General features: G+C 49.1%; 19 protein-coding genes. All 19 read left to right on the top strand.

The genetic code is table 11. From position 1 onward, the window contains the following. The first annotated feature begins 2 nt into the window (after positions 1–2). The gene (locus HF945_RS09885) at positions 3–431 is read left to right on the top strand and encodes a low molecular weight protein-tyrosine-phosphatase (protein WP_290522448.1); all 429 of its coding nucleotides are present in this window, start codon (positions 3–5) and stop codon (positions 429–431) included. 449 nt (positions 432–880) lie between these two features. After that, positions 881–3,097 carry a polysaccharide biosynthesis tyrosine autokinase gene (locus tag HF945_RS09880; RefSeq protein WP_290522447.1) on the top strand — a complete coding sequence of 739 codons (2,217 nt, stop codon included), beginning with the start codon at positions 881–883 and terminating at the stop codon, positions 3,095–3,097. A 687-nt stretch (positions 3,098–3,784) separates the two neighbouring features. Next, positions 3,785–5,059, top strand: coding sequence for a Vi polysaccharide biosynthesis UDP-N-acetylglucosamine C-6 dehydrogenase TviB (gene tviB / locus HF945_RS09875; RefSeq protein WP_290522446.1), 1,275 nt, complete (start codon positions 3,785–3,787; stop codon positions 5,057–5,059). A gap of 373 nt (positions 5,060–5,432) precedes the next feature. Then, positions 5,433–6,461, top strand: coding sequence for an NAD-dependent epimerase/dehydratase family protein (locus tag HF945_RS09870; RefSeq protein ID WP_290522445.1), 1,029 nt, complete (start codon positions 5,433–5,435; stop codon positions 6,459–6,461). Positions 6,462–6,469: 8 nt separating this feature from the next. After that, positions 6,470–7,534: a dTDP-glucose 4,6-dehydratase gene (gene rfbB, locus HF945_RS09865; protein ID WP_290522444.1), complete on the top strand. Its 1,065-nt coding sequence runs from the start codon at positions 6,470–6,472 to the stop codon at positions 7,532–7,534. A 2-nt stretch (positions 7,535–7,536) separates the two neighbouring features. Then, positions 7,537–8,409 carry a glucose-1-phosphate thymidylyltransferase RfbA gene (gene rfbA, locus HF945_RS09860; protein ID WP_290522443.1) on the top strand — a complete coding sequence of 291 codons (873 nt, stop codon included), beginning with the start codon at positions 7,537–7,539 and terminating at the stop codon, positions 8,407–8,409. Continuing rightward, complete coding sequence (locus HF945_RS09855) at positions 8,406–9,329, top strand: DegT/DnrJ/EryC1/StrS family aminotransferase (protein WP_290522442.1); 924 nt, start codon at positions 8,406–8,408, stop codon at positions 9,327–9,329. Before rfbA ends, HF945_RS09855 begins: the two co-directional genes overlap by 4 nt. A 94-nt stretch (positions 9,330–9,423) precedes the next feature. Continuing rightward, a complete protein-coding gene (locus HF945_RS09850) occupies positions 9,424–10,191 on the top strand; it encodes a WbqC family protein (protein WP_290522441.1) in 768 nt (255 codons plus the stop codon). Between the two features lie 43 nt (positions 10,192–10,234). Continuing rightward, on the top strand, positions 10,235–10,528 hold the full coding sequence (locus HF945_RS09845) for a hypothetical protein (protein WP_290522440.1): 294 nt from the start codon (positions 10,235–10,237) through the stop codon (positions 10,526–10,528). Next, positions 10,503–11,489, top strand: a complete 987-nt coding sequence (locus HF945_RS09840) for a hypothetical protein (RefSeq protein ID WP_290522439.1) — start codon at positions 10,503–10,505, stop codon at positions 11,487–11,489. Before HF945_RS09845 ends, HF945_RS09840 begins: the two co-directional genes overlap by 26 nt. Before the next feature lie 12 nt (positions 11,490–11,501). Then, positions 11,502–12,521, top strand: coding sequence for a sulfotransferase (locus HF945_RS09835; RefSeq protein WP_290522438.1), 1,020 nt, complete (start codon positions 11,502–11,504; stop codon positions 12,519–12,521). Between the two features lie 40 nt (positions 12,522–12,561). Further along, the gene (locus HF945_RS09830) at positions 12,562–13,230 is read left to right on the top strand and encodes a sulfotransferase (protein ID WP_366492908.1); all 669 of its coding nucleotides are present in this window, start codon (positions 12,562–12,564) and stop codon (positions 13,228–13,230) included. Continuing rightward, positions 13,231–14,682 (top strand): lipopolysaccharide biosynthesis protein, encoded by a 1,452-nt coding sequence (locus tag HF945_RS09825; protein WP_290522437.1) that lies wholly within the window; start codon positions 13,231–13,233, stop codon positions 14,680–14,682. A gap of 6 nt (positions 14,683–14,688) precedes the next feature. Then, positions 14,689–15,687, top strand: a complete 999-nt coding sequence (locus HF945_RS09820) for a glycosyltransferase (RefSeq protein ID WP_290522436.1) — start codon at positions 14,689–14,691, stop codon at positions 15,685–15,687. A gap of 28 nt (positions 15,688–15,715) precedes the next feature. Further along, complete coding sequence (locus HF945_RS09815; RefSeq protein WP_290522435.1) at positions 15,716–16,675, top strand: glycosyltransferase family 2 protein; 960 nt, start codon at positions 15,716–15,718, stop codon at positions 16,673–16,675. A 13-nt stretch (positions 16,676–16,688) separates the two neighbouring features. Beyond that, positions 16,689–17,672, top strand: coding sequence for a glycosyltransferase (locus HF945_RS09810; protein ID WP_290522434.1), 984 nt, complete (start codon positions 16,689–16,691; stop codon positions 17,670–17,672). After that, positions 17,669–18,766, top strand: coding sequence for a glycosyltransferase (locus HF945_RS09805; protein ID WP_290522433.1), 1,098 nt, complete (start codon positions 17,669–17,671; stop codon positions 18,764–18,766). The genes HF945_RS09810 and HF945_RS09805 overlap by 4 nt, the downstream gene beginning before the upstream one ends. After that, on the top strand, positions 18,760–19,395 hold the full coding sequence (locus HF945_RS09800; protein ID WP_290522432.1) for a sulfotransferase family 2 domain-containing protein: 636 nt from the start codon (positions 18,760–18,762) through the stop codon (positions 19,393–19,395). The genes HF945_RS09805 and HF945_RS09800 overlap by 7 nt, the downstream gene beginning before the upstream one ends. Before the next feature lie 17 nt (positions 19,396–19,412). Next, on the top strand, positions 19,413–20,483 hold the full coding sequence (locus tag HF945_RS09795) for a glycosyltransferase family 4 protein (RefSeq protein ID WP_290522431.1): 1,071 nt from the start codon (positions 19,413–19,415) through the stop codon (positions 20,481–20,483). The last annotated feature ends 3 nt before the right edge of the window (positions 20,484–20,486 follow it).

The raw sequence follows: 20,486 nt of genomic DNA, 5'->3' as shown, positions 1-20,486 counted from the left end.
CCATGTTTGAGCGAATTCTTGTCGTCTGCGACGGCAATATCTGCCGCAGCCCTACCGTGGCGGCCATGCTGAGCGAGCTAAAGCCGGGCCTGTCCATTGCATCCGCAGGGTTGATCGGCTTGGAAGGGCAGGACATGGAGCCCACAGCCCGGGACGTGGCGCAGCAGCACGGCCTGGAATGTGGCCCCCATATTGCACGCAAGCTCACCAGCGAAATGTGCAGGGACAGCGACCTGATTCTGGTGATGGAAAGCAGTCAGAAAGACCGGCTCAGCAAAACCTTCCCGGAAGCCAGCGGCAAGGCCTTCCTGCTCACCAACTGGAACGGCAAGCACGACATACCCGATCCCTACAAGCGCGGCAGAGACGCCTTCGAACGGATCTACCCAATGATGGAAGCCGCCACCCAGGCTTGGGCAAAAAAACTGTAAGGCAGCGGTGAGCTATCAGCTATCAGCTGTGAGGAAAAGACAAAACCCGTAGGAGCCTGCCTGCAGGCGAAGAAGTAACTGTAGGAGCGCCACTTGGGGCGCGAACCGCCGAAGGCGGGGCCCAAAGGGCCAGGCTTTCACCCGCAAAACGGGTAAAAGCAAAACCTTCGTCCCTCAAGCGGAACTCCTACATGGGGTTGCCCCCCAAGGAGCCTGCCTGCAGGCGATGTTTTAGCAAGACCAGAAAGAAGCAAAGCCTTTAAATGTAGGAGCCTCGCTTGAGAGGCGAATACCCCGAAGGGGTGAGCAAAGCGAACATTGTATGGCGAACAAGGCGATAGCCCTGCATTTGCTTTTTCTAACAGCTCGAAGCTCACAGCTCGAAGCTAGCAGCTTGACCAGGATCGCCTGCAGGCAGGCTCCTACGGTACATAAATAACGGATAACCAATGGCAAACAACAGCACCATGACACAACGGCAGCAAGCCAACCCCGGTGACGACGACATCGATTTCGGCTACCTGTTCGGCATCCTGCTGGACAATAAATGGCTGATCATCGCCACGGCCCTGCTGGCGTTGGGCCTGGGTGTGCTCTATGGCATGTTTGCCACTCCGATATATAAAGGCGACGCTCTGCTTCAGCTGGAAAAGAAGAGCAGTGGTGTGCCTGGGTTGTCTGAGCTTAATAATATATTTAAACAGGAAGCGTCTGCCGGCGCAGAGATTCAGATTCTGCTTTCCCGCATGGTGCTGGGTGAAGTCATCGACGACCTGCGAATGAACATCAGGGTGTCTCCGCAGCGGATACCGTATATTGGCCGTTTCACCGCTCCGGATCCCGCTCCTGCATTTGTGCCCAAGCCTCTGTTTGCCGGTTATCGAGACAGCGAAACGTTTGTCACGATATCCAGATTTACTGTTCCAGAAGATTTGAGAGGCAGGGCGTTCACCCTACGCGAAGAAGATGGTCTGCCGGCTTTATATCTGGGCGAGAGTCGGGTTGCTACAGGACCGGCAACCCAGCCCCTTCAAAGTGAAGATGGCCGTGTCCAGCTGGAATTGAACGAATGGCAGTACGGCAATGAGCCGCTGAGTTTGATAAAGCTCACAGAGGTCCAGTCAGTCAATGGGTTACGTTCAGCCCTGACCGTCAAACCAGTGGGTGAAACGGGGATGATCAACCTGGAAATGACCGGCCCGAACAAGGAGCGCATCAAGCGAACCCTGGACGCAATTAGTCAGGCTTTCCTGCTACAGAATGTCGAGCGGCGCACTGCCGAGGCAGAGAACAGCCTGGAGTTTCTCGGCGAGCAGCTACCCAAGATCAAGGAAAAGCTCACCGAGTTTGAAGAGCGCCTCAATGCCTATCGCTTGCAAAGTGAATCAGTAGATCTATCCATGGAAACCCGTTCTGTACTCGAGAGGAGCGTGGCGATTGAGTCTCGCATCACAGAATTGAAGGGCAAAGAGGGCGAACTGGCAACCCGCTTTACCCGCGAGCACCCGGCCTACCAGAGCTTGTTGCGGCAAAAAGCTTCCCTGATTGAGCAGAAGCAAAATCTGGACAAGCAGATCAAGGCGCTCCCGGAAACCCAGCAGGAAATCCTGCGCCTGACACGGGATGTACAAGTCACTCAACAAATCTATGTGGGCCTGCTCAACAAGACCCAGGAACTACGCATCCTCAAGGCAGGCACCGTGGGCAGCGTGCGCATTATCGACAAGGCGCTGGTGCAGCCGGCGCCTATCAAGCCGAAAAAAGCGGTTATAGCGCTGATTGCCGGTTTCCTCGGTGCCATCGGCTCTGCGGGTATTCTCTTGCTGCAGGCGCTCTTGAAAAAAGGCATCGAGTCCCCGGAAAAACTGGAAGAGCAGGGCGTCTCCGTCTATGCCTCTATCCCCCTGTCTGAAAAGCAGGTCAAGGCCAACCGGACAACGGAACTCAAGCAGCGCCGCAGCCGCAGGCTCAAGGGATCAGCCTTATCCATTCCGCTGCTGGCCCAGGATGATCCAACTGATCTGGCCATCGAAGCCCTGCGCAGCCTGCGTACCAGCCTGCACTTCGCCATGATGGATGCGAGCAACAAGATCCTGATGATCACCGGCCCCAGCCCGGAAGTGGGTAAGTCCTTCGTGTCCGCCAACCTGGGCGCGGTGCTGGCCCAAACAGGCCAGAAAGTGCTGGTGATCGATGCGGACATGCGCAAAGGCCATCTGCACCGTTACTTCCAGTCCGACAACAAAATTGGGCTGTCCGCTTACCTCGCAGGGCAAAGCAGCAAGGAAGACATCATTCAGTCATCCAGCATTGATAATCTGGACTTTATTACTCGCGGCAAGGCGCCACCGAATCCGTCCGAACTGCTCATGCACGAACGCTTCAAGGCGCTGATGGATTCCCTCAGTGATGAGTACGACCTGATCCTGGTGGACACCCCACCGATTCTGGCCGTTACCGATGCCGCCATCGTTGGCCAGGTAGCAGGCAGCAGCCTGTTGGTGACCCGTTTCGGGATGAACTCGGTGAAAGAAGTGGACGCAGCCCTCACCCGCTTCGCCCAGAACAAGGTGGAAATCAAAGGCGCCATCCTCAACTGCATGGAACGCCGCGCCACCAACGAATACGGCTACTATGCCTACGAATACAGCAAAAGCAGCGATTGAGGAAAAGCAGCTGTAGGCTACAAGCCTCAAGCTACAAGCTACAAGCTACAAGCTACAAGGAAAGGCAAAACCGTAGGAGCTTGCCTGCAAGCGAAAGATTTTTTGTAGGAGCGGTGGTTCCACCGCGAAATGACAGAAACCAGGAAATCGCGGTGGAACCACCACTCCTGCAAAGTCACAAAATGTAGGAGCGTCGCTTGAGACGCGAACCGCCGAAGGCGGGGCCCGAGGGGCCAGGACAAACAGGGCGCAGCCCAAGGCGGGAGCCCGCCTTTGACTTCCCCTCCAGCTTGTAGCTTGCAGCTGGGCTCCTTACGTTTCTCAAGCGGAACACCGACAAAAAGAGACAAAGAAACAGTGATACAGGCAGAGGAATACCCCAAATGGGGGACGTGCCCAAACGGGTAAAGCGGTAAAATATGGACATAGTCCTAAAGAATTAATCCCACCCCGTGGGAGCACGCCTGCAGGCGATCCCACGCCGGGCTCGTCCCGCAGACGGATCGCCTAAGGGAAAACCTCCCCCATAGCGTCTTCGTGGGAGCTTGCTTGCAAGCGAAGAATGTAATGTAGGAGCGGTCGTTCGACCGCGAAATGGCAGAAAACCAGGGAAATCGCGGTGGAACCACCGCTCCTACAGAAACCGGCACGCAAACCCGGTAAAGAGATTCGGTAAAGAGAGACCAAATGGAACTGCAAGACATCAAACTGGCCGTCATCGGCCTGGGCTACGTGGGCTTACCCCTGGCCGTCGAATTCGGCAAACACCGCCCGGTGGTAGGCTTCGACATCAATCAGCCCCGTATCGATGCCCTCAACAACGGCCACGATGCCACTCTGGAGGTGGATGACGCCGAACTGGCCAGCGCTACCCAGCTGACCTTCAGTGCCGATCCCACCGCCTTGAACGACTGCAATGTCTATATCGTTACCGTGCCCACCCCTATCGATGAGCACAAGCGCCCGGACCTGACGCCATTGATCAAGGCCTCCGAAACCATCGGCAAGACCCTGAAGCAGGGTGACATCGTCATCTACGAGTCCACCGTCTACCCCGGTGCCACCGAAGAAGACTGTGTTCCGGTGTTGGAGCAGGTCTCCGGCTTTACCTTCAACAAAGACTTCTTCGCCGGCTACAGCCCGGAACGCATCAACCCGGGCGACAAGGAACACCGCGTTACCACCATTACCAAGGTGACTTCCGGCTCCACCCCGGACATCGCTGAAACCGTGGACAGCCTCTACCGCTCCATCATCACCGCCGGCACCCACAAGGCGTCCAGCATTCGCGTGGCGGAAGCCGCCAAGGTGATCGAAAATACCCAACGGGACCTGAATATCGCCCTGATCAACGAACTGTCCATGATCTTCAGCCGCATGGGCATCGACACCGAAGAAGTGCTGCAAGCCGCCGGCACCAAATGGAACTTCCTGCCGTTCCGCCCCGGCCTGGTGGGCGGGCACTGCATCGGGGTCGACCCGTACTACCTCACTCACAAGGCACAGGCCATCGGCTACCACCCGGAAATCATCCTCTCCGGCCGCCGTATCAACGACGGCATGGGCCGCCACGTGGCCAGCGAACTGGTCAAGGCCATGCTGGCCCGCAGCATTCAGGTGAATGGCGCCCGGGTACTGGTCATGGGCCTCACCTTCAAGGAAAACTGCCCGGACCTGCGCAACACCCGCGTGGTGGATGTGGTGAAAGAACTGCAGGAATACAACATCCAGGTGGATGTGCACGACCCCTGGATCAACCCGGCAGAATCCGAACACGAATACGGCATCACCCCGGTAGAAAAACCGGAGCAGGGCGCCTACGACGCCATCCTCCTGGCCGTCGGCCACAACCAGTTCAAAGCCATGGGCGCCCAGGACATCCGAGGTTACGGCAAACCCGAACACATCCTCTACGACCTGAAATACACCCTCCCGAAGGAGGAAGTAGACCTCAGGTTGTAAAGGCAGCTGCGAGCGGCGAGGAAAAGACAAAAACCTGTAGGAGCTCCTCTCGAGGAGCGAACAACGCCGTAGGAGCCTGCCTGCAGGCGAAGCTTCACCGTAGGAGCGGTCGTTCGACCGCGAAAGGGCCGCTGCCGCAACACATCGCGGTGGAACCACCGCTCCTACAAAAGGCAAGCAGCACAGCCCCCTGTAGGAGCTCAACTCGTTGAGCGAACCGCCGAAGGCGGAGGCCCGAAGGGCCAGGAAAAACAGGGTGAAGCCCGGTTTTTGCCTTTCCTTGCAGCTTGAGGCTTGAGGCTTGTAGCTCACGGCTCATAGCTCACAGCTAAAGGCTTGTAAACGAACAATACACGGATCAAACGGAACCACCATGACAACCCGCTACGAACAAATACAGCAAGACCTAAAAGCCAGCCCCAAAACCTGGCTAATCACCGGCGTAGCAGGCTTCATCGGTTCCAACCTGCTGGAAACCCTCCTTCAACTGGACCAAACCGTCATCGGCCTGGACAACTTCGCCACCGGCCACCAGCACAACCTGGACGAAGTCCAACAAACCGTCACCGCCGACCAATGGGCCCGCTTCACCTTCATCGAAGGCGACATCCGCAACCTGGAAGACTGCACAAAAGCCGTCACCGGCGCAGACTACGTCCTCCACCAGGCCGCCTTGGGCTCCGTCCCCCGTTCCATCAACGACCCCATCAGCACCAACCAGGCCAATATCGACGGTTTCCTGAACATGTTGGTGGCCGCCAAGGACGAAGGCGTACAAAGCTTCACCTACGCCGCCTCCAGCTCCACCTACGGCGACCACCCGGGCCTGCCCAAGATTGAAGACCGTATCGGAAAACCCCTGTCTCCCTATGCCGTGACCAAATACGTCAACGAACTCTACGCCGACGTGTTCGCCCGCACCTACGATTTCAACACCATTGGCCTGCGCTACTTCAACGTGTTCGGTAAACGGCAAGACCCCAACGGCGCCTACGCCGCGGTGATCCCCAAATGGACCGCCGCCATGATCAAGAGCGAAGAAGTCTTCATCAACGGCGACGGTGAAACCAGTCGCGACTTCTGCTTCATCGAAAACGTGGTGCAGATCAACATCCTGGCTGCTACCGCAGAAGCTGACGCCAGGAACCAGGTGTACAACGTGGCCCTGGGGGACAGAACCACACTCAACACCCTGTTCGATGCCCTAAAAACCGCGCTGAAAGACAGCAACGTCACCTACGAAGCCTCCCCAAGCTACCGGGACTTCCGTGCCGGTGATGTGCGTCACTCCCAGGCCGACATCAGCAAGGCACAAGACCTGCTCGGTTATGAGCCCCAATTCCGCATCTATGACGGCATCGGAAAGGCCATGCCCTGGTATGTAAAAACGCTGCAAGCATGAGAGAAAGCATGAAGATTCTGGTCACCGGCGGCGCCGGCTTTATCGGCTCCGCCGTTATCCGCCACATCATCGAGAGCACGGACGACAGCGTGGTCAACGTGGACAAGCTCACCTATGCCGGCAACCTGGAAAGCCTGTCGGAAGTCAGCGACAGCGACCGCTATGTTTTTGAGCCGGTAGATATCTGTAATCAGGCTGAGCTGGACCGGGTGTTCAAAACTCACCGTCCTGATGCGGTGATGCATCTCGCCGCAGAAAGCCACGTAGACCGTTCCATTGATGGCCCGGCAGCCTTCATGGAAACCAACATCATCGGCACTTACACCTTGCTGGAAGCGGCACGCCAATACTGGTCCACGCTCCCGGAAGCCGCCCAACAGGCCTTCCGCTTCCACCATATCTCCACCGATGAAGTCTACGGCGATCTGGACGGCCCGGAAGACCTGTTCACCGAAACCACCCCCTACGCCCCCAGCTCGCCGTATTCGGCCAGCAAGGCCAGCTCCGATCATCTGGTCCGCGCCTGGTTGCGCACCTACGGCTTCCCCACGGTCATCACCAACTGCTCCAACAACTACGGGCCGTACCACTTCCCGGAAAAACTCATCCCGCTGATGATCCTCAACGCCCTGGAAGGCAAACCCCTGCCGGTGTACGGGCAGGGCACCCAGGTGCGCGACTGGCTCTACGTGGAAGACCATGCCCGTGCCCTCTATAAGGTGGCAACCGAAGGCAAAGTGGGGGAGACCTACAACATCGGCGGCCATAACGAGAAGCAGAACATCGACGTGGTGCACACTCTCTGCGACCTGCTCGAAGAGCTGGTACCCAACAAGCCCGAAGGCCTGAATCAGTACCGCGACCTGATCACCCACGTTCAGGATCGTCCCGGCCACGACCTGCGCTACGCCATCGACGCCAGTAAGATCGAACGCGAACTGGGCTGGGCCCCAGAAGAAACCTTCGAAACCGGCATCCGCAAGACCGTGCAGTGGTATCTCGAAAACAGCGAATGGTGCCAGCGAGTGCAGGACGGCAGTTACCGGCGTGAGCGCTTGGGCAAAGGAGAATAAAGATGAAAGGTATTATTCTGGCCGGAGGCTCCGGTACACGGCTCTACCCCATCACCATGGGGGTCTCCAAGCAGCTGCTGCCAATTTACGACAAGCCAATGATTTACTACCCGTTGTCCGTGCTGATGCTGGCAGGGATACGAGACGTCTTGATCATCACTACGCCAGAAGAGCAGGCCAGTTATCAGCGCTTGCTGGGTGACGGCAGCCAGTTCGGAGTGCAACTGAGTTACATCGTACAACCAAGCCCCGATGGCCTGGCACAGGCTTTTATTCTTGGTGAAGACTTCATCGGTGATGACAGCGTTTGCCTGGTACTCGGAGACAATATCTTCTATGGTCAGAATTTCAGTCCCAAGCTGAAAGCCGCAGAAGCCAGAACATCAGGCGCAACCGTGTTTGGTTATCAGGTGAAAGACCCTGAGCGGTTCGGAGTCGTTGCCTTTGATGAAAACAAACGCGCTATCTCCATCGAGGAAAAACCGGCAAGCCCTAAATCCAATTACGCTGTAACGGGGTTGTACTTCTATGACAACGATGTCATTGAAATCGCCAAGTCCGTGAAGCCCTCCGATCGAGGGGAACTGGAAATTACCAGTATAAACCAGGCCTACCTGGAGCGCGGCGATCTAACGGTTGAGCAACTGGGCAGGGGATTCGCATGGCTGGATACCGGCACCCACGAAAGCCTGCTGGAAGCGGCCCAGTTCGTAGAAACCATCGAAAGACGTCAGGGCTACAAGATTGCCTGCCTGGAAGAAATCGCGTGGCGTAATGGCTGGCTAAGTACTGATCAAGTGGAGGAGACAGGCAAGGCCCTCTCGAAGAACGGCTACGGCCAGTACTTGCTCGATATCATCAGGGGGCCACAGTGATACCCGTCGTAAAGCCATACCTGCCAAGTCGGGAAAAACTGGACAAGTATCTTGACGGTATTTATGAACGCGCCTGGCTGACGAACAACGGTCCTCTGGTGCAAAAGCTTACTGACCGCCTGGAAGAATATCTGGGTGTGGAGAACCTGCTTCTGGTGGCTAACGGTACCCTGGCACTTCAGATTGCATACAGAGCCTTAGGGGTAAGTGGTAACGAGCATGGCGAGCAGCCAGAGGCCATCACAACACCATTCACCTTCATCGCTACCGCCAGCTCCCTGAAATGGGATGGAGTCCAACCGGTCTTTGCGGACATCGATCCGAACACCTGGTGCATAAGCCCGGAAAATATTGAGCAAGCGATAACGTCGAATACCAGAGCGATTGTGCCCGTACATGTTTTTGGCAATGCCTGCGACGTAGAAGCCATTGATGAAATAGCCAGCCGCCATGGGCTTAAGGTCATCTACGATGCCTCCCATGCGTTTGCCGTTAAATATAAAGGCAAAAGCCTGCTTAAATACGGTGATGCCGCAACCCTCAGCTTTCACGCCACCAAACTGTTTCACACCGGAGAGGGCGGAGCCATTATCTTCAAGCGCAGGGAAGACCTGGAGCGGGCGAAGAAAATGATCAACTTCGGAATCACAAGGCCAGAGAGCATTGAAGAGCTTGGCATTAATGCCAAAATGAATGAAATGCAGGCGGCAATGGGGTTGTGCGTTTTGGATGAAATGGCAGGCAACCTCAAAGCCAGAGAGAAAGTTTGGCATCGTTACCTAAAAGCACTGCCAAATAGCCTACGACTACAGGCCAAGAACGAAGCGCTCGGCTACAATTATGCCTATTTTCCCGTGGTGTTCGAAACCGAAAAGCAAGCGATACGTGTAGCTTCTACCCTCAAAAAAATGGAGTGTTAGCCCGGCGGTATTTTTATCCGTCGCTGGAAAGTGTGACGTTTCTGGGGGGGGCGGAAGAGCAGGCAATTTCTAAGGATATTGCTAGTCGGATTTTGTGTTTGCCGATTTTCGAGCAATTATTCCAGGCGGGTCAGAGGAAAATAGTCAATTTGATAAAGGCGGAGCTGAAAGCATGAAGTTGGCAGTTATGCAGCCGTATCTATTTCCTTACATCGGTTACTTTCAGCTTATTTATGCAGCTGATCTTTTTCTGATCTACGATGATGTTTCTTTTATCAAGCAGGGTTACATTAACCGAAACAGGGTCCTATCACAGAATGGAGCATCAAGGTTTACTGTGCCGGTGCTTGGCGCATCATCGAACAAATTGATATCGGAATTAGCCTTCTCATCGGATGTTTCAAAGTTTTTAAAAACCATTGAACAGAGTTATTCAAAGAAACCGTATTTTGAGTCCGTTTTCCCGATCGTTCGTGAGACTATCGAGAACGAAGATCGCTCAATCGCGGCAGTATGCAAGAAAAGTTATGAGATGATTTTTTCGTATTTGGATATTGAAAAAGCATTAAAGAAAACGAGTGAAATTAATTATGACAGATCTTTTAATGCTCGTGATCGCTTGATTGAGCTGTGTAATATTGTCGGAGCCGATCAATATATCAATGCACCAGGTGGTCGAGAGCTATACAAGAAACAGGACTTCGCTAAGGCTGGAATCGATCTTAAATTCGTTAACACATTAGCGCTTGAGTATTGTCAATCGGGTGAAAAATTCATTCCAAACCTATCGATAATAGATGTTTTGATGAATTGTTGCCCGGTAGAAGTCAAGTCACTGCTCGGTCGATTTGAGTTGGATTAGTCTGCCATCTGCAATAATTCTTGATGAAAATTAAACTTACATTATGAATGAACATGAAAAGCGGGCCAAAGAGTTCTCTCGATTTTCAGATCTCGAAAAATTACAAACAAAGTTAAATGGAAACCTTGCAGGCGAGAATGATCGATATTTGAATGATTGTCACGAAAAGTCTCCAAACCAATATACAGTCGAGAAAGATATCCATGTGAAATTTGGTGATAAGGTGAATGCATTCAGCGTTTCATATGACACTCTTGGTACTTTGATTCTCAAGTATTCAAGCCAAGAAGAAATGCTGGACAATATGGAGCGTGACATTCGTGCTGTTGTCGACTGAAGCCTTCGGTGGCTATTTGGGATTAGAGTTAGCAGAACATCCTGCTGAATGGCTGGATAAGGCCTATAAATTCAATTCAGCAAGGGCGGCGTTTGCTCATTTTGTTACTCAGCTGAATATAGGGAAAGTCTGGCTGCCCCGCTATATCTGCAATACGATGATTGACTTTTTGAGTAGCCAGGGCACTGAGATAACCTTCTATGATATAAATGATGAATTTGAAATAACGACTGAGATCGGGCTTGATCCTCATTCGTTGCTCTTGTACGTAAACTATTTTGGTCTATGCTCTCGTCAAGCACATAAAGTAATTGAGAGATATGGTGCGGCCAACGTCGTTATAGACAATTCTCAGGCATTTTTTAATAAGCCATTTGAGAGCCTGGCTACCATTTACTCCCCTAGAAAATATTTTGGGGTTCCTGATGGCGGGTTGCTCTACATAAACGGAGGCAATATTCAGCTCCCTGAGCAAAGGGATGCCTCTTCAGAAACGCGGATGTCTCACTTGATAAGCCGACTTTCGAATAGCCCTGAAGCCGCTTATCAGCAATACCTTGAGGCAGAGAAAGCAATTTCGAAGTTGCAAATTAAGAGGATGTCTCGATTAACGGAACGACTGCTTCGCTCAATCGATTACGAGAGGGCCAAAATTATCCGACTTGGTAACGCTCGCCACCTGAACAAGTATTTGCGTGAGTATAATCAACTAAATTTCACGATTAATGAGGACTCCGTCCCTCTATGCTACCCGTTCCTCCCGAAGGTAGAAACATCGACTAGAGAAGAGCTTATAAGAAAACGGGTCTTTTTGCCCTGCTACTGGACTGAAGCGTTATGCCGCGTTGAGGAAGGTGGTTTTGAATGGGCCCTTATAAATAGAGGCTTGTTCCTGCCCTGTGATCAGCGCTACAACGAAACTGATATGGAAAAACTCATCTCTCTTCTCGAAATAAAGTGAAAGGTTTTAACTATGGCTGCACCTGAGAATCGGACGGAGAAATACGCAAGAGTTTCTGCGCTCGAAGAATTACTATATGAATTGAATGGTAATTTAGAAAGCGCTAATAAGCGATATCTAAATGACTCGGATGAGCGTTTCTCAAAAATTTTTCTGATGGGGCCGCATCGCTCTGGTAGTACGCTATTCATTCAGTGGTTAGCTCAGACGGGCCTTGTAGCTTATCCGACGAATATGCTATCTCGTTTCTTTGGTGCCCCTTTGGTGGGCGCAAAAATACAGCAACTACTGACGGATCCACGCTATAACTTCCGTAATGAAATTCTGGATTTCAACTCAGATATTGAATTTGGCTCTGATAACGGTAAAACCAAAGGGGCGCTTGCTCCAAACGAATTTTGGTACTTCTGGCGTCGTTTCTTGCCTTTTGATGAGCTGGATTACATGCCTGGAAGGGAGTTACAGGCAAAAGGCAATCTAAAAGGTTTGCGTGATGAATTGAATGCATTGGCGAACATCTTTGAAAAACCATTCGCCATGAAAGCCATGATTATGAACCAGAATATAGCAGAACTGGCTGAACAGTTTGATAAGTCCCTGTTTATTTGGGTTCGGCGTGATCCGATATTCAATATCCAGTCTGCATTGGAAGCAAGAAAACGACAGTACGGAGACATCAATACCTGGTACTCCTTCAAGATCAAAGAATACCCACATTTAAAAGGCCTGGATCCGCTGGAATCTGTGGCAGGGCAAATTGCAGCCATCAATCATAGTGTGGAGCAGGGCATCAAGTCGTTGCCAGGGCATAAGAAGTTAGTGGTGCAGTATGAAGATTTCTGTCAACGCCCACGACATTACTACGAAGAGATTACGCGCCGCCTGATTGAACACGAAGGCTTGAGTGCTGAGAAGGTGGATGCATATTCCGGTGAGGCGAGTTTCTCGAGTACTAACCGGTGGCGGATGAAGGAGTATTCCCAGGGTGATGCGGAACGGGCGTTTGAAGCACTTGCCAAGAGCAAAGGATAAGCGTGATCGTGTTAAGTAAAATAAAAATCGAGTTACACGGATAGTAACTGAGTTTAGTAATCAGCGAAACGCTGCAGGGAAGGTAAAGTTTTTCTGTATAGGCCGCAACAAGACTGGTACGACTTCCTTGAAACGTGTTTTTGAGGATTTGGGCTACCCGGTAGGTAACCAGAGAAAGGCCGAAATCCTCGCTGGCAAGTATTACTTTGAAGGGAAATTCCAGCCCATCATTGACTACTGCAAAACAGCACAGGTTTTTCAGGATGTTCCATTCAGCTATCCGGAAACCTATAAACATCTGGACAAAGCTTATCCTGGAAGTAAATTCATCCTGACCGTGCGAGATAGCCCCGAACAGTGGTATCGCTCAATTACTCGCTTCCACGCAAAAATGTTCGGGAAAGAGGGGCGCGTTCCTACCGTTGAGGATCTGAAGAACGCGTCTTATGTTTGGTCCGGATTCATGTACAACGTGGTCCGCGTACATGGAACCCAAGATGATGACCCTTATAACAAAGAGATTATGATTGCACACTATGAGAGATATAATCAGGAAGTCATGGAATATTTTAAAGACCGCCCGAATGACTTGCTGGTGATTAACGTGGCAGAAAAAGGCGCCTATCGGAAATTCGTTGATTTTCTGGGTGTAGACTCTTCGTGTAATGATTTTTCCTGGGAAAATAAATATGATGCTGGTTTTCACTGAATGAAAGCGATGAATCGAAAAATCGGCGTTGGAGTGTTGTGGAATCTGACAGGCCTGTTGGTGAGTCGTGGCGCAAGTACACTGTTCATGCTTTTTTTGGCGCGGATTCTTGCGCCGGAGGCTTTTGGTCTTGTGGCGATGGTCACTGTTGTGTTTGAGCTGGCCAATGCTTTCGTCAGCTCAGGCCTCGGTGCGGCGCTGATTCGAAGCAAGAATGTTTCGGATGTGGATCTCAGTACGGTGTTTTACATGAATCTTGTACTGAGCTTGCTGGCGTATTTGCTTATCTACTTTGGTGCTCCATATATATCGGTGTTTTATTCGCAATCTGAATTGACGCCTCTAGTGCGGGTGATGGGGCTGGTTGTGTTTATCAATGCAACCAAAATTGTTCAAGTTGCCATTTTAAGCCGCAACATGAACTTCAAGCACCAGATGAAGGCCAATACGCTTGGCGTGATTGTTTCGGGTTGCCTGGCTCTGGTGGCTGCCTGGATAGGCTGGGGTGTTTGGAGTCTGGTCGTTCAGATGCTTGGTTCAGCACTGATAAGTGCAATTGTGCTTTGGTTTGCAAGCGCTTGGCGGCCTTCCTTGCAGGTCAGCGGCGAATCATTTTGGCGCCTGTTCAGATTTGGAAAGAACTTGTTGGCAGAGGGATTGCTTGACGTCATTTATCAAAACTCATTTGTTCTTGTGATTGGGCGCTTTTTTAGCGCAGAGATTACCGGCCTCTATTTCATTGCTAAAAAAATCAGCAATCTTCTTTCTCAGCAGCTAACGGGTGCGGTCCAGCAGGCAACATATCCTGCACTTTCCACATTGCAAGATGATAATGCCGCCCTGCTGCTAAAGTATCGAAAGATCATGCAGTTGATGATGTTTGTCATTGCCCCCGTAATGGGGCTGATGGCTGGTGTCTCTCCTGTTCTATTTGCTGTGTTTTTTGATGATCGATGGGGTGGGGCTGTTCCGTACCTTCAATTACTATGTATTGTCGGTGCTCTGTACCCTTTGCATGCGTTAAATATGAATCTTTTGAATGTGAAAGGTCGTTCTGACTTGATATTCAAAGTTGGACTGGTCAAGAAATCTGTAAATATTTCAATGTTAGTAGCAGCTGTTCCTTATGGTGTTTTTGGTATTGTCTGTAGTCAAGTGCTGGGCTCCTGTTTGGCACTTATACCGAATACTTATTACTCTTCTCGTTTGGTTGGGTATTCTCCTCTAAATCAGTTTAGGGACGCAGTAAAGCCACTAGCATCTTCTGTTTTGGCCGGTGGCGGGGCTTGGTATTTAGCGAATACGGGTCTTATGCCTGACGTGCCAATGCTAATCGTAGCTTTGCTCATGGGGGGGGCTATATACGTTGTTGTCAGTGTTTTGTTCAGGGTTGAAGGGGGGGTTATGGTTTGTAACAAAGTAAGTGGGAATTTTAGATGGGATGGCAGGTGAAAGGAAATGGTTGCAACTAGCATGTCTTCACTGCATAAGGATTTAACTGGTTTTATTGACGGGTTAAGTGTGGGCGATGTAGTACCAGAATCAGGAAAAGTTTCTTCTCAAGAAGAGGTTGTTGCTAAATGGGTTGGGAGTTTTGAGTCGCCCTTAGTGTCTGTAATATGCCATTCTTATAATCATGAGCGGTATATTGAGAATGCTTTAGATGGTTTTTTGGCCCAAAAAACCAGTTTTCCATTTGAAATTATTGTTCATGATGATGCTTCAAATGACAGGACTCAGGAAATTATTCAGGGTTATCAAGAACGATTTCCCGATGTGATCAAGACAATTTTTCAGAAGCATAATCAGTACTCAATGGGAAGGCGCCCGTTGGCATTTACTCTCCCCGAGGCAAGGGGAAAATTTGTGGCTTTGTGTGAGGGGGATGATTATTGGTTATCACCAAATAAATTACAAATTCAGGCTGAAGCCCTCTCAAATAATCCTGAAGCTGTTTTGTGTTTCCACAATGCGCTTAGAGTGAATGAAAGGAGGGAGTTTATTAGAAAAATGGACCCATGTAGCAAAATGGAGCTATCCAAGGAAGAGTTGTCGTGTGCTCCGTTTGTGCCAACGCTAACACGCATGTTTCGAAATTACGGGTTTCCATGGATGGATTTGCCAAATGCCCCTATTGCGAATGACATTTGCTTAACTGCGTTTCTTTCCCAGTTTGGTGGAGCTGTCTATCTTGGAGACACTATATATTCGATTTATCGTCATCATGAAGGTGGGGTGTGGTCGAAAAAGAGTCGTTATGAAAAAGCGCGGATGACGATTGATTCTAGGCTGTTTATAGCAAGCCAAGTAGATGACGGTGAGGTAAATGTTAGTGAGCAACTCAAGATATCGCTCTACACCGTCCTGGATTTGATTGGTCCATTGCAGGTGCTCTTGGCAACGGCACAGTATTTTCGACAAAGAATAGCAAATGCAATAAAGCGTAGGCTTTCTTGAAATTAATAACCATGCATCAGTGTGCTCCATGACAACATCTTTTAGTATATCGATAATTGTGCCAGCGTATAATGTCGAGAGCTACATTGCGGAGGCTATTGAATCGATTTTATCCCAAACAATACTTCCTGATGAACTTATCATAGTCAATGATGGCAGTACGGATAGAACACGAGAAGTGATTTCTAGATATGAAAACCATCCAATTGTTCAAGTTTTAGATAAAAATAATGAGGGGCTTGGGCCTGCTAGAAATTCAGGTGTTGATCTGGCAAGTTCAGATTACATTTATTTTTTTGACTCAGACGATATTTTGTCACCATTTTTCGTTGAAAATATAGCGCGTCATGTTTCTTGTAGTCCTAATGCCGATCTCATTGTTTTTTCTGGTGAAACATTTTTTGAAAATCATGCTGCAAAGTTATTTTCTCCTCCAGATTATAAAAGGAAGGTAGAAGGGAAATACAAGAGTGGCCTGGATCTTTATTGGGAGCTGTATAAAAATAGATCCCTGTATTCTAGCGCTTGTCTTTATGTGTCCCGAAGGATGCTCTGGGTGGAAAATAACCTTTCATTCAAAAGCATCATTCATGAAGATGAAGACATTCTTTTCCCTCTTTATATGTGCGTTGTTGATTGTTATTGCATTTCCGATGTGTTTTTTTTCCGGAGGGTGAGAGAAGGCTCTATCATGTCATCTGGTTTCTCTCAAAGTCACCTTTTCGGGATTTGTGTAGCTATTGAAACAATGCTTGCATTGAAAGCTAGACAGAATGTGGGTTCTTTATTTTTTAGAAAGTGCTGGCGACATAGGATGAGGAGTCTGGTAGTTACGAGTTTTAAGCGTCAGCTGTTCCTCGGGGGGGTAAGGCCGACCCGTATAATGGTAAGAGGGTTTCTAAGTGTGTTTGGTTTCAAGGTTTTTGTCTTGGTTTTCAAGGCTTACTTTGATTATTTAAAAAGTCAGCTTACATTGGTTCGCTCTTAGGGTTTGCATAGAAATGAATAATTCCTGTGAGTTGCCATTTTTTTCTATAATTATTCCTGTCTACAATAAAGAAAAGGTGGTTTTGAGATCTATTGAGTCTGCGCTAAGCCAGTCTTATTCTGATTATGAAATTATAGTTGTTCTTGATCCGTCCACAGATAGAAGCAGTGAGATTGTGAGGTCGCTAACAGATCCTCGGATCCGCGTTTTTGAAAGAGATAACCCCGGGCCAGGTGGTTATGCTGCTAGAAATCTGGGCATAAAAATGGCGAAAGGCCAGTGGATTACATTTCTTGATGCAGATGATGAATGGCTTGATTCTAGTCTCGCAGAGCATTATCGGTTAATTCAGGAATCTAATGCAAAAATAGTTTGTACTAGTTGGCAGGAGTATGATGAAACGGGCTTAATCACAGTTGGCCGACCTGTGGCAGAGCGGTTATTATCGTGTGCTGATTTTTTTGAAGCTTATTCTGTCGAGGAACGCCTTGTTAATACAAATACGATTGCTGTCAAAAAAGAGTTATTTGACACAGTAGGTGGTTTTCCCGAAAACAAGTATTCACGTGGTGGTGATGTCGCTACATGGATCAGGCTTGCTTATGCTTCTTGTTCGGTCATGTGTTCAACAATAGAAACTGCAATTTATCACCGAGAGGATTCTACAGTAACGAAATCAATTGCTCCTTCTATCTCTGGGAATGCGATATATAACGTATGCGCCGATATTTATACTTCACAGAGTTGTGAGCAGGGCGTTCGACGTTCACTTTACAAGCTTTCCAATCGGCATATCAGGTATGGATTGGCTTACCAAGCCAAATTAGGTCAGCTGAGAGTATCTGATTTGAAATATTTTCGATTTTCTGTATCTCCATTTGAATATTCTATATTTTTGCTATTGGCCTTACTCCCCTCCAAACTGGCTGGATGCTTTGCACAATCTGTTTTGTGGTTGAAAAGGGCTTTTCGCGGCAAAATGGCTTTTCAGAAATGAATATCAAGATATTGATTGTTTGTTCCAGCCTGGGAGGTGGCGGCGCTGAAAAAGTCGCTGCGAATCTTGCAAGCGCCTTCTCAGGTTTAGGGCATGATGTGACGGTTTTTTGTCGTCCTTGTAAGAAACAATACCCGGTTGATTCAAGGGTGAGGATCATTCATCCATCTAAAAGAATGGTGGTGTCGAGAATAATTTCACTTGCCTCACTTGTACGGAGTAAAAGCCCAGATTTTATTTTAAGTTTTACAGATGTCTCCAATGTCGACGCTTGGTTTGCATCGAAAATAGCTGGTTATTCTGGCGTTAGGGTCCCAACAATCCACAATGATCTGAAATTAAGAGATTCTAGGGTCAAGGCATCATTAAAGAAATCGATTGTTTATTATCTTCATCGTTTGGCATGCCTGTCTGCTTCCAGGGTTGTTGTTGTGTCAAAGTCTGCTGCGGTTAGTTTTTGTGATTATTACAAAATAGATGTCAAGAAAGTCTCTTGTATCTATAATCCAGTGATATCTGACAATTTTAATCTTCTTCCTGCGGTCTCACAAAATAGTCTAAAAAAACAGATTAGGTTGGTTGCTGTGGGTAGGCTCGTAGATCAGAAAAACTACCCGCTCATGATCGATGTGATGGAGACCCTTTGTCGTGACCAGGTGCACGAATTCACCCTTGATATCTATGGAGAGGGTGAATTGGAGGGTGAATTAAAGCGATGTGTTGAGCAAAAGGCACTGACAGATGTTGTAACTTTCCGTGGCTTTTCATCTGATTTAGATAAAGTATTGCCTGAGTACGACTGTTTCATTTTAACTTCTGACTGGGAAGGGTTTGGGAATGTGCTTGTAGAGGCATTGGCTTGCGGCCTGCCTGTCGTGTCTACAGCTTGTCCATCTGGTCCTGAAGAGGTTCTTGGTTGGGGGCGTTTTGGCACGCTTGTCGAGCCTGCTAATTCGAAATTATTTGCTGATGCCGTGTTGCACACTATTAACCAACCTAAGGACGTTGATCGTTGTGAGCTGAATCAACATCTTCATCAGTTCCGTGAAAGTGTGATTGCCCAGCACTACCTGGATGTGTTTTCTACGTGTTAAACGAATTAAAGTTTCATATTAATATTTTCAGACGTTACCGCTTTTGGAGTAACTCTGGTTGTATTTATATCCATGTCCCTAAAGCAGCGGGAACTAGTATCAATACTGCTTTATACGGCAGAACTTTAGGGCATTATTCGGCGAGTCAAATACAATCCCGTTTTCCTTCCTTGTTTTCGGAGTGTTTTACGTTTTCTTTGGTGAGAAACCCCTGGGACAGGGCGTTATCTGCCTATCGTTTTGCTCTTATTGGTCGAACTGAATCAATGGGTGTTCGCAAGCCGGAACAGTATCAGATTCCTGAATTTTCCAGTTTTGAACGTTTTGTCTGTGATTGGCTTCCCTCAAGAGATCTCTCAAAGTGTGACTTTATTTTTCAGCCCCAACATTCTTTTGTTTGTGATGAGAACATGAAAGTCATGGTTGATCATTTGGGCTATGTAGAGCGGTTGGCAGAGACTATCTGCTTTGTTGAGGCGCGTCTTGGACGTCCCCTTGATGTGAAGATGGCAAACTCAACCGCTCCCCAGGATAAAAATTATCGTGATGCTTATGTCAACAATGAAATGATAGAAACAGTGCGTTCAGTTTATAAGGATGACATTGATCTTTTTGGATATGAGTTTTAGGGCTGCAGGTTGTTAATATGAAGTTGATGCATTTTATAGCTGCCCCTGCAGCCGGTGGTGCGGAGGTGTACGTCAAGGATCTTTGCAAGGCGATGGCTGGGCAGGGGCATGATGTGCACTTGGTGTTTCTTAGCCGCGCAGAGGAGATTGGTCGTGATCCTGATTATCAGGAGCGTTACCTTAGCGAAATTGACTCTGCAGGAATTACCTATTCGTTTATGCCGCCGGGATCAAGGCGACGACCTTTTAATTCTGGGCGGCATCTCAGAAATATTGTAAGTGACTATTCTCCGGATCTACTTCATTGTCACCTTTATTACTCGTTGCTGTTTGCTTTTTTTGTTACTTCAATTCCTGTTGTCTATACGCACCATAATATCCTTCTTAAGGTGCCCTCATTTTTGTATCGGATTTTCGACTACAGGGTTGCGGCTTATATCGGTATTTCTCAAGCTTGCGCTAACCTGTTGCGCTCAGTTTCGGCAAAGTCGGTTCATCGTATTGATAATGGCGTCGATTTTGACCGTATATTGCCGGTGGTTGGCAGGCGTGACTCGGTTCCACATGTCGCAATGGTCGGTACGTTATGTGAACAGAAGAATTACGACCTTTTTCTTGAGGCTGTTTCGTTGCTGGCTGATCTTGATTTTTCGGTTTCCATTGCCGGCGAAGGTGAGGATCAGTCCCGTCTGTTGAAAAAGGCTGACGATCTTGGGCTTTCTCGTAAAGTTACCTTTCTGGGTAATATCTCCAATGTAAAGGAACTGTTGGCAGGGGCTGATATTTTTGCCATGTCGTCCTCGTGGGAAGGATTGCCGATTTCACTCCTGGAGGCGACTGCGGCTGGACTGCCTTCAATTGTTACCAATGTAGGTGGGTGCTCGGAAGTGATTCACTCCTGCCAGAGTGGCGTGGTTGTCGATGATCCGACCCCGCTTGAATATGCGCACGCCTTGGGCTCCCTGATTGAATCTCATGCTTCTCGTTGCTTTTATGGGGATAATGCTTCTCGCTATTCCAGTAAATACAGTATCCAGTATTCTGCTGAAAGGCATTTAGCCCTTTATGACCAATTGGTTCGATCTTGAGGT

Origin of the sequence: Alcanivorax sp., assembly GCF_017794965.1 — a bacterium.
In the GTDB taxonomy this organism is placed as follows: domain Bacteria; phylum Pseudomonadota; class Gammaproteobacteria; order Pseudomonadales; family Alcanivoracaceae; genus Alcanivorax.
Note: the sequence above shows the minus strand (reverse complement) of the source record. Positions and strands in the feature narration are given on the sequence as shown.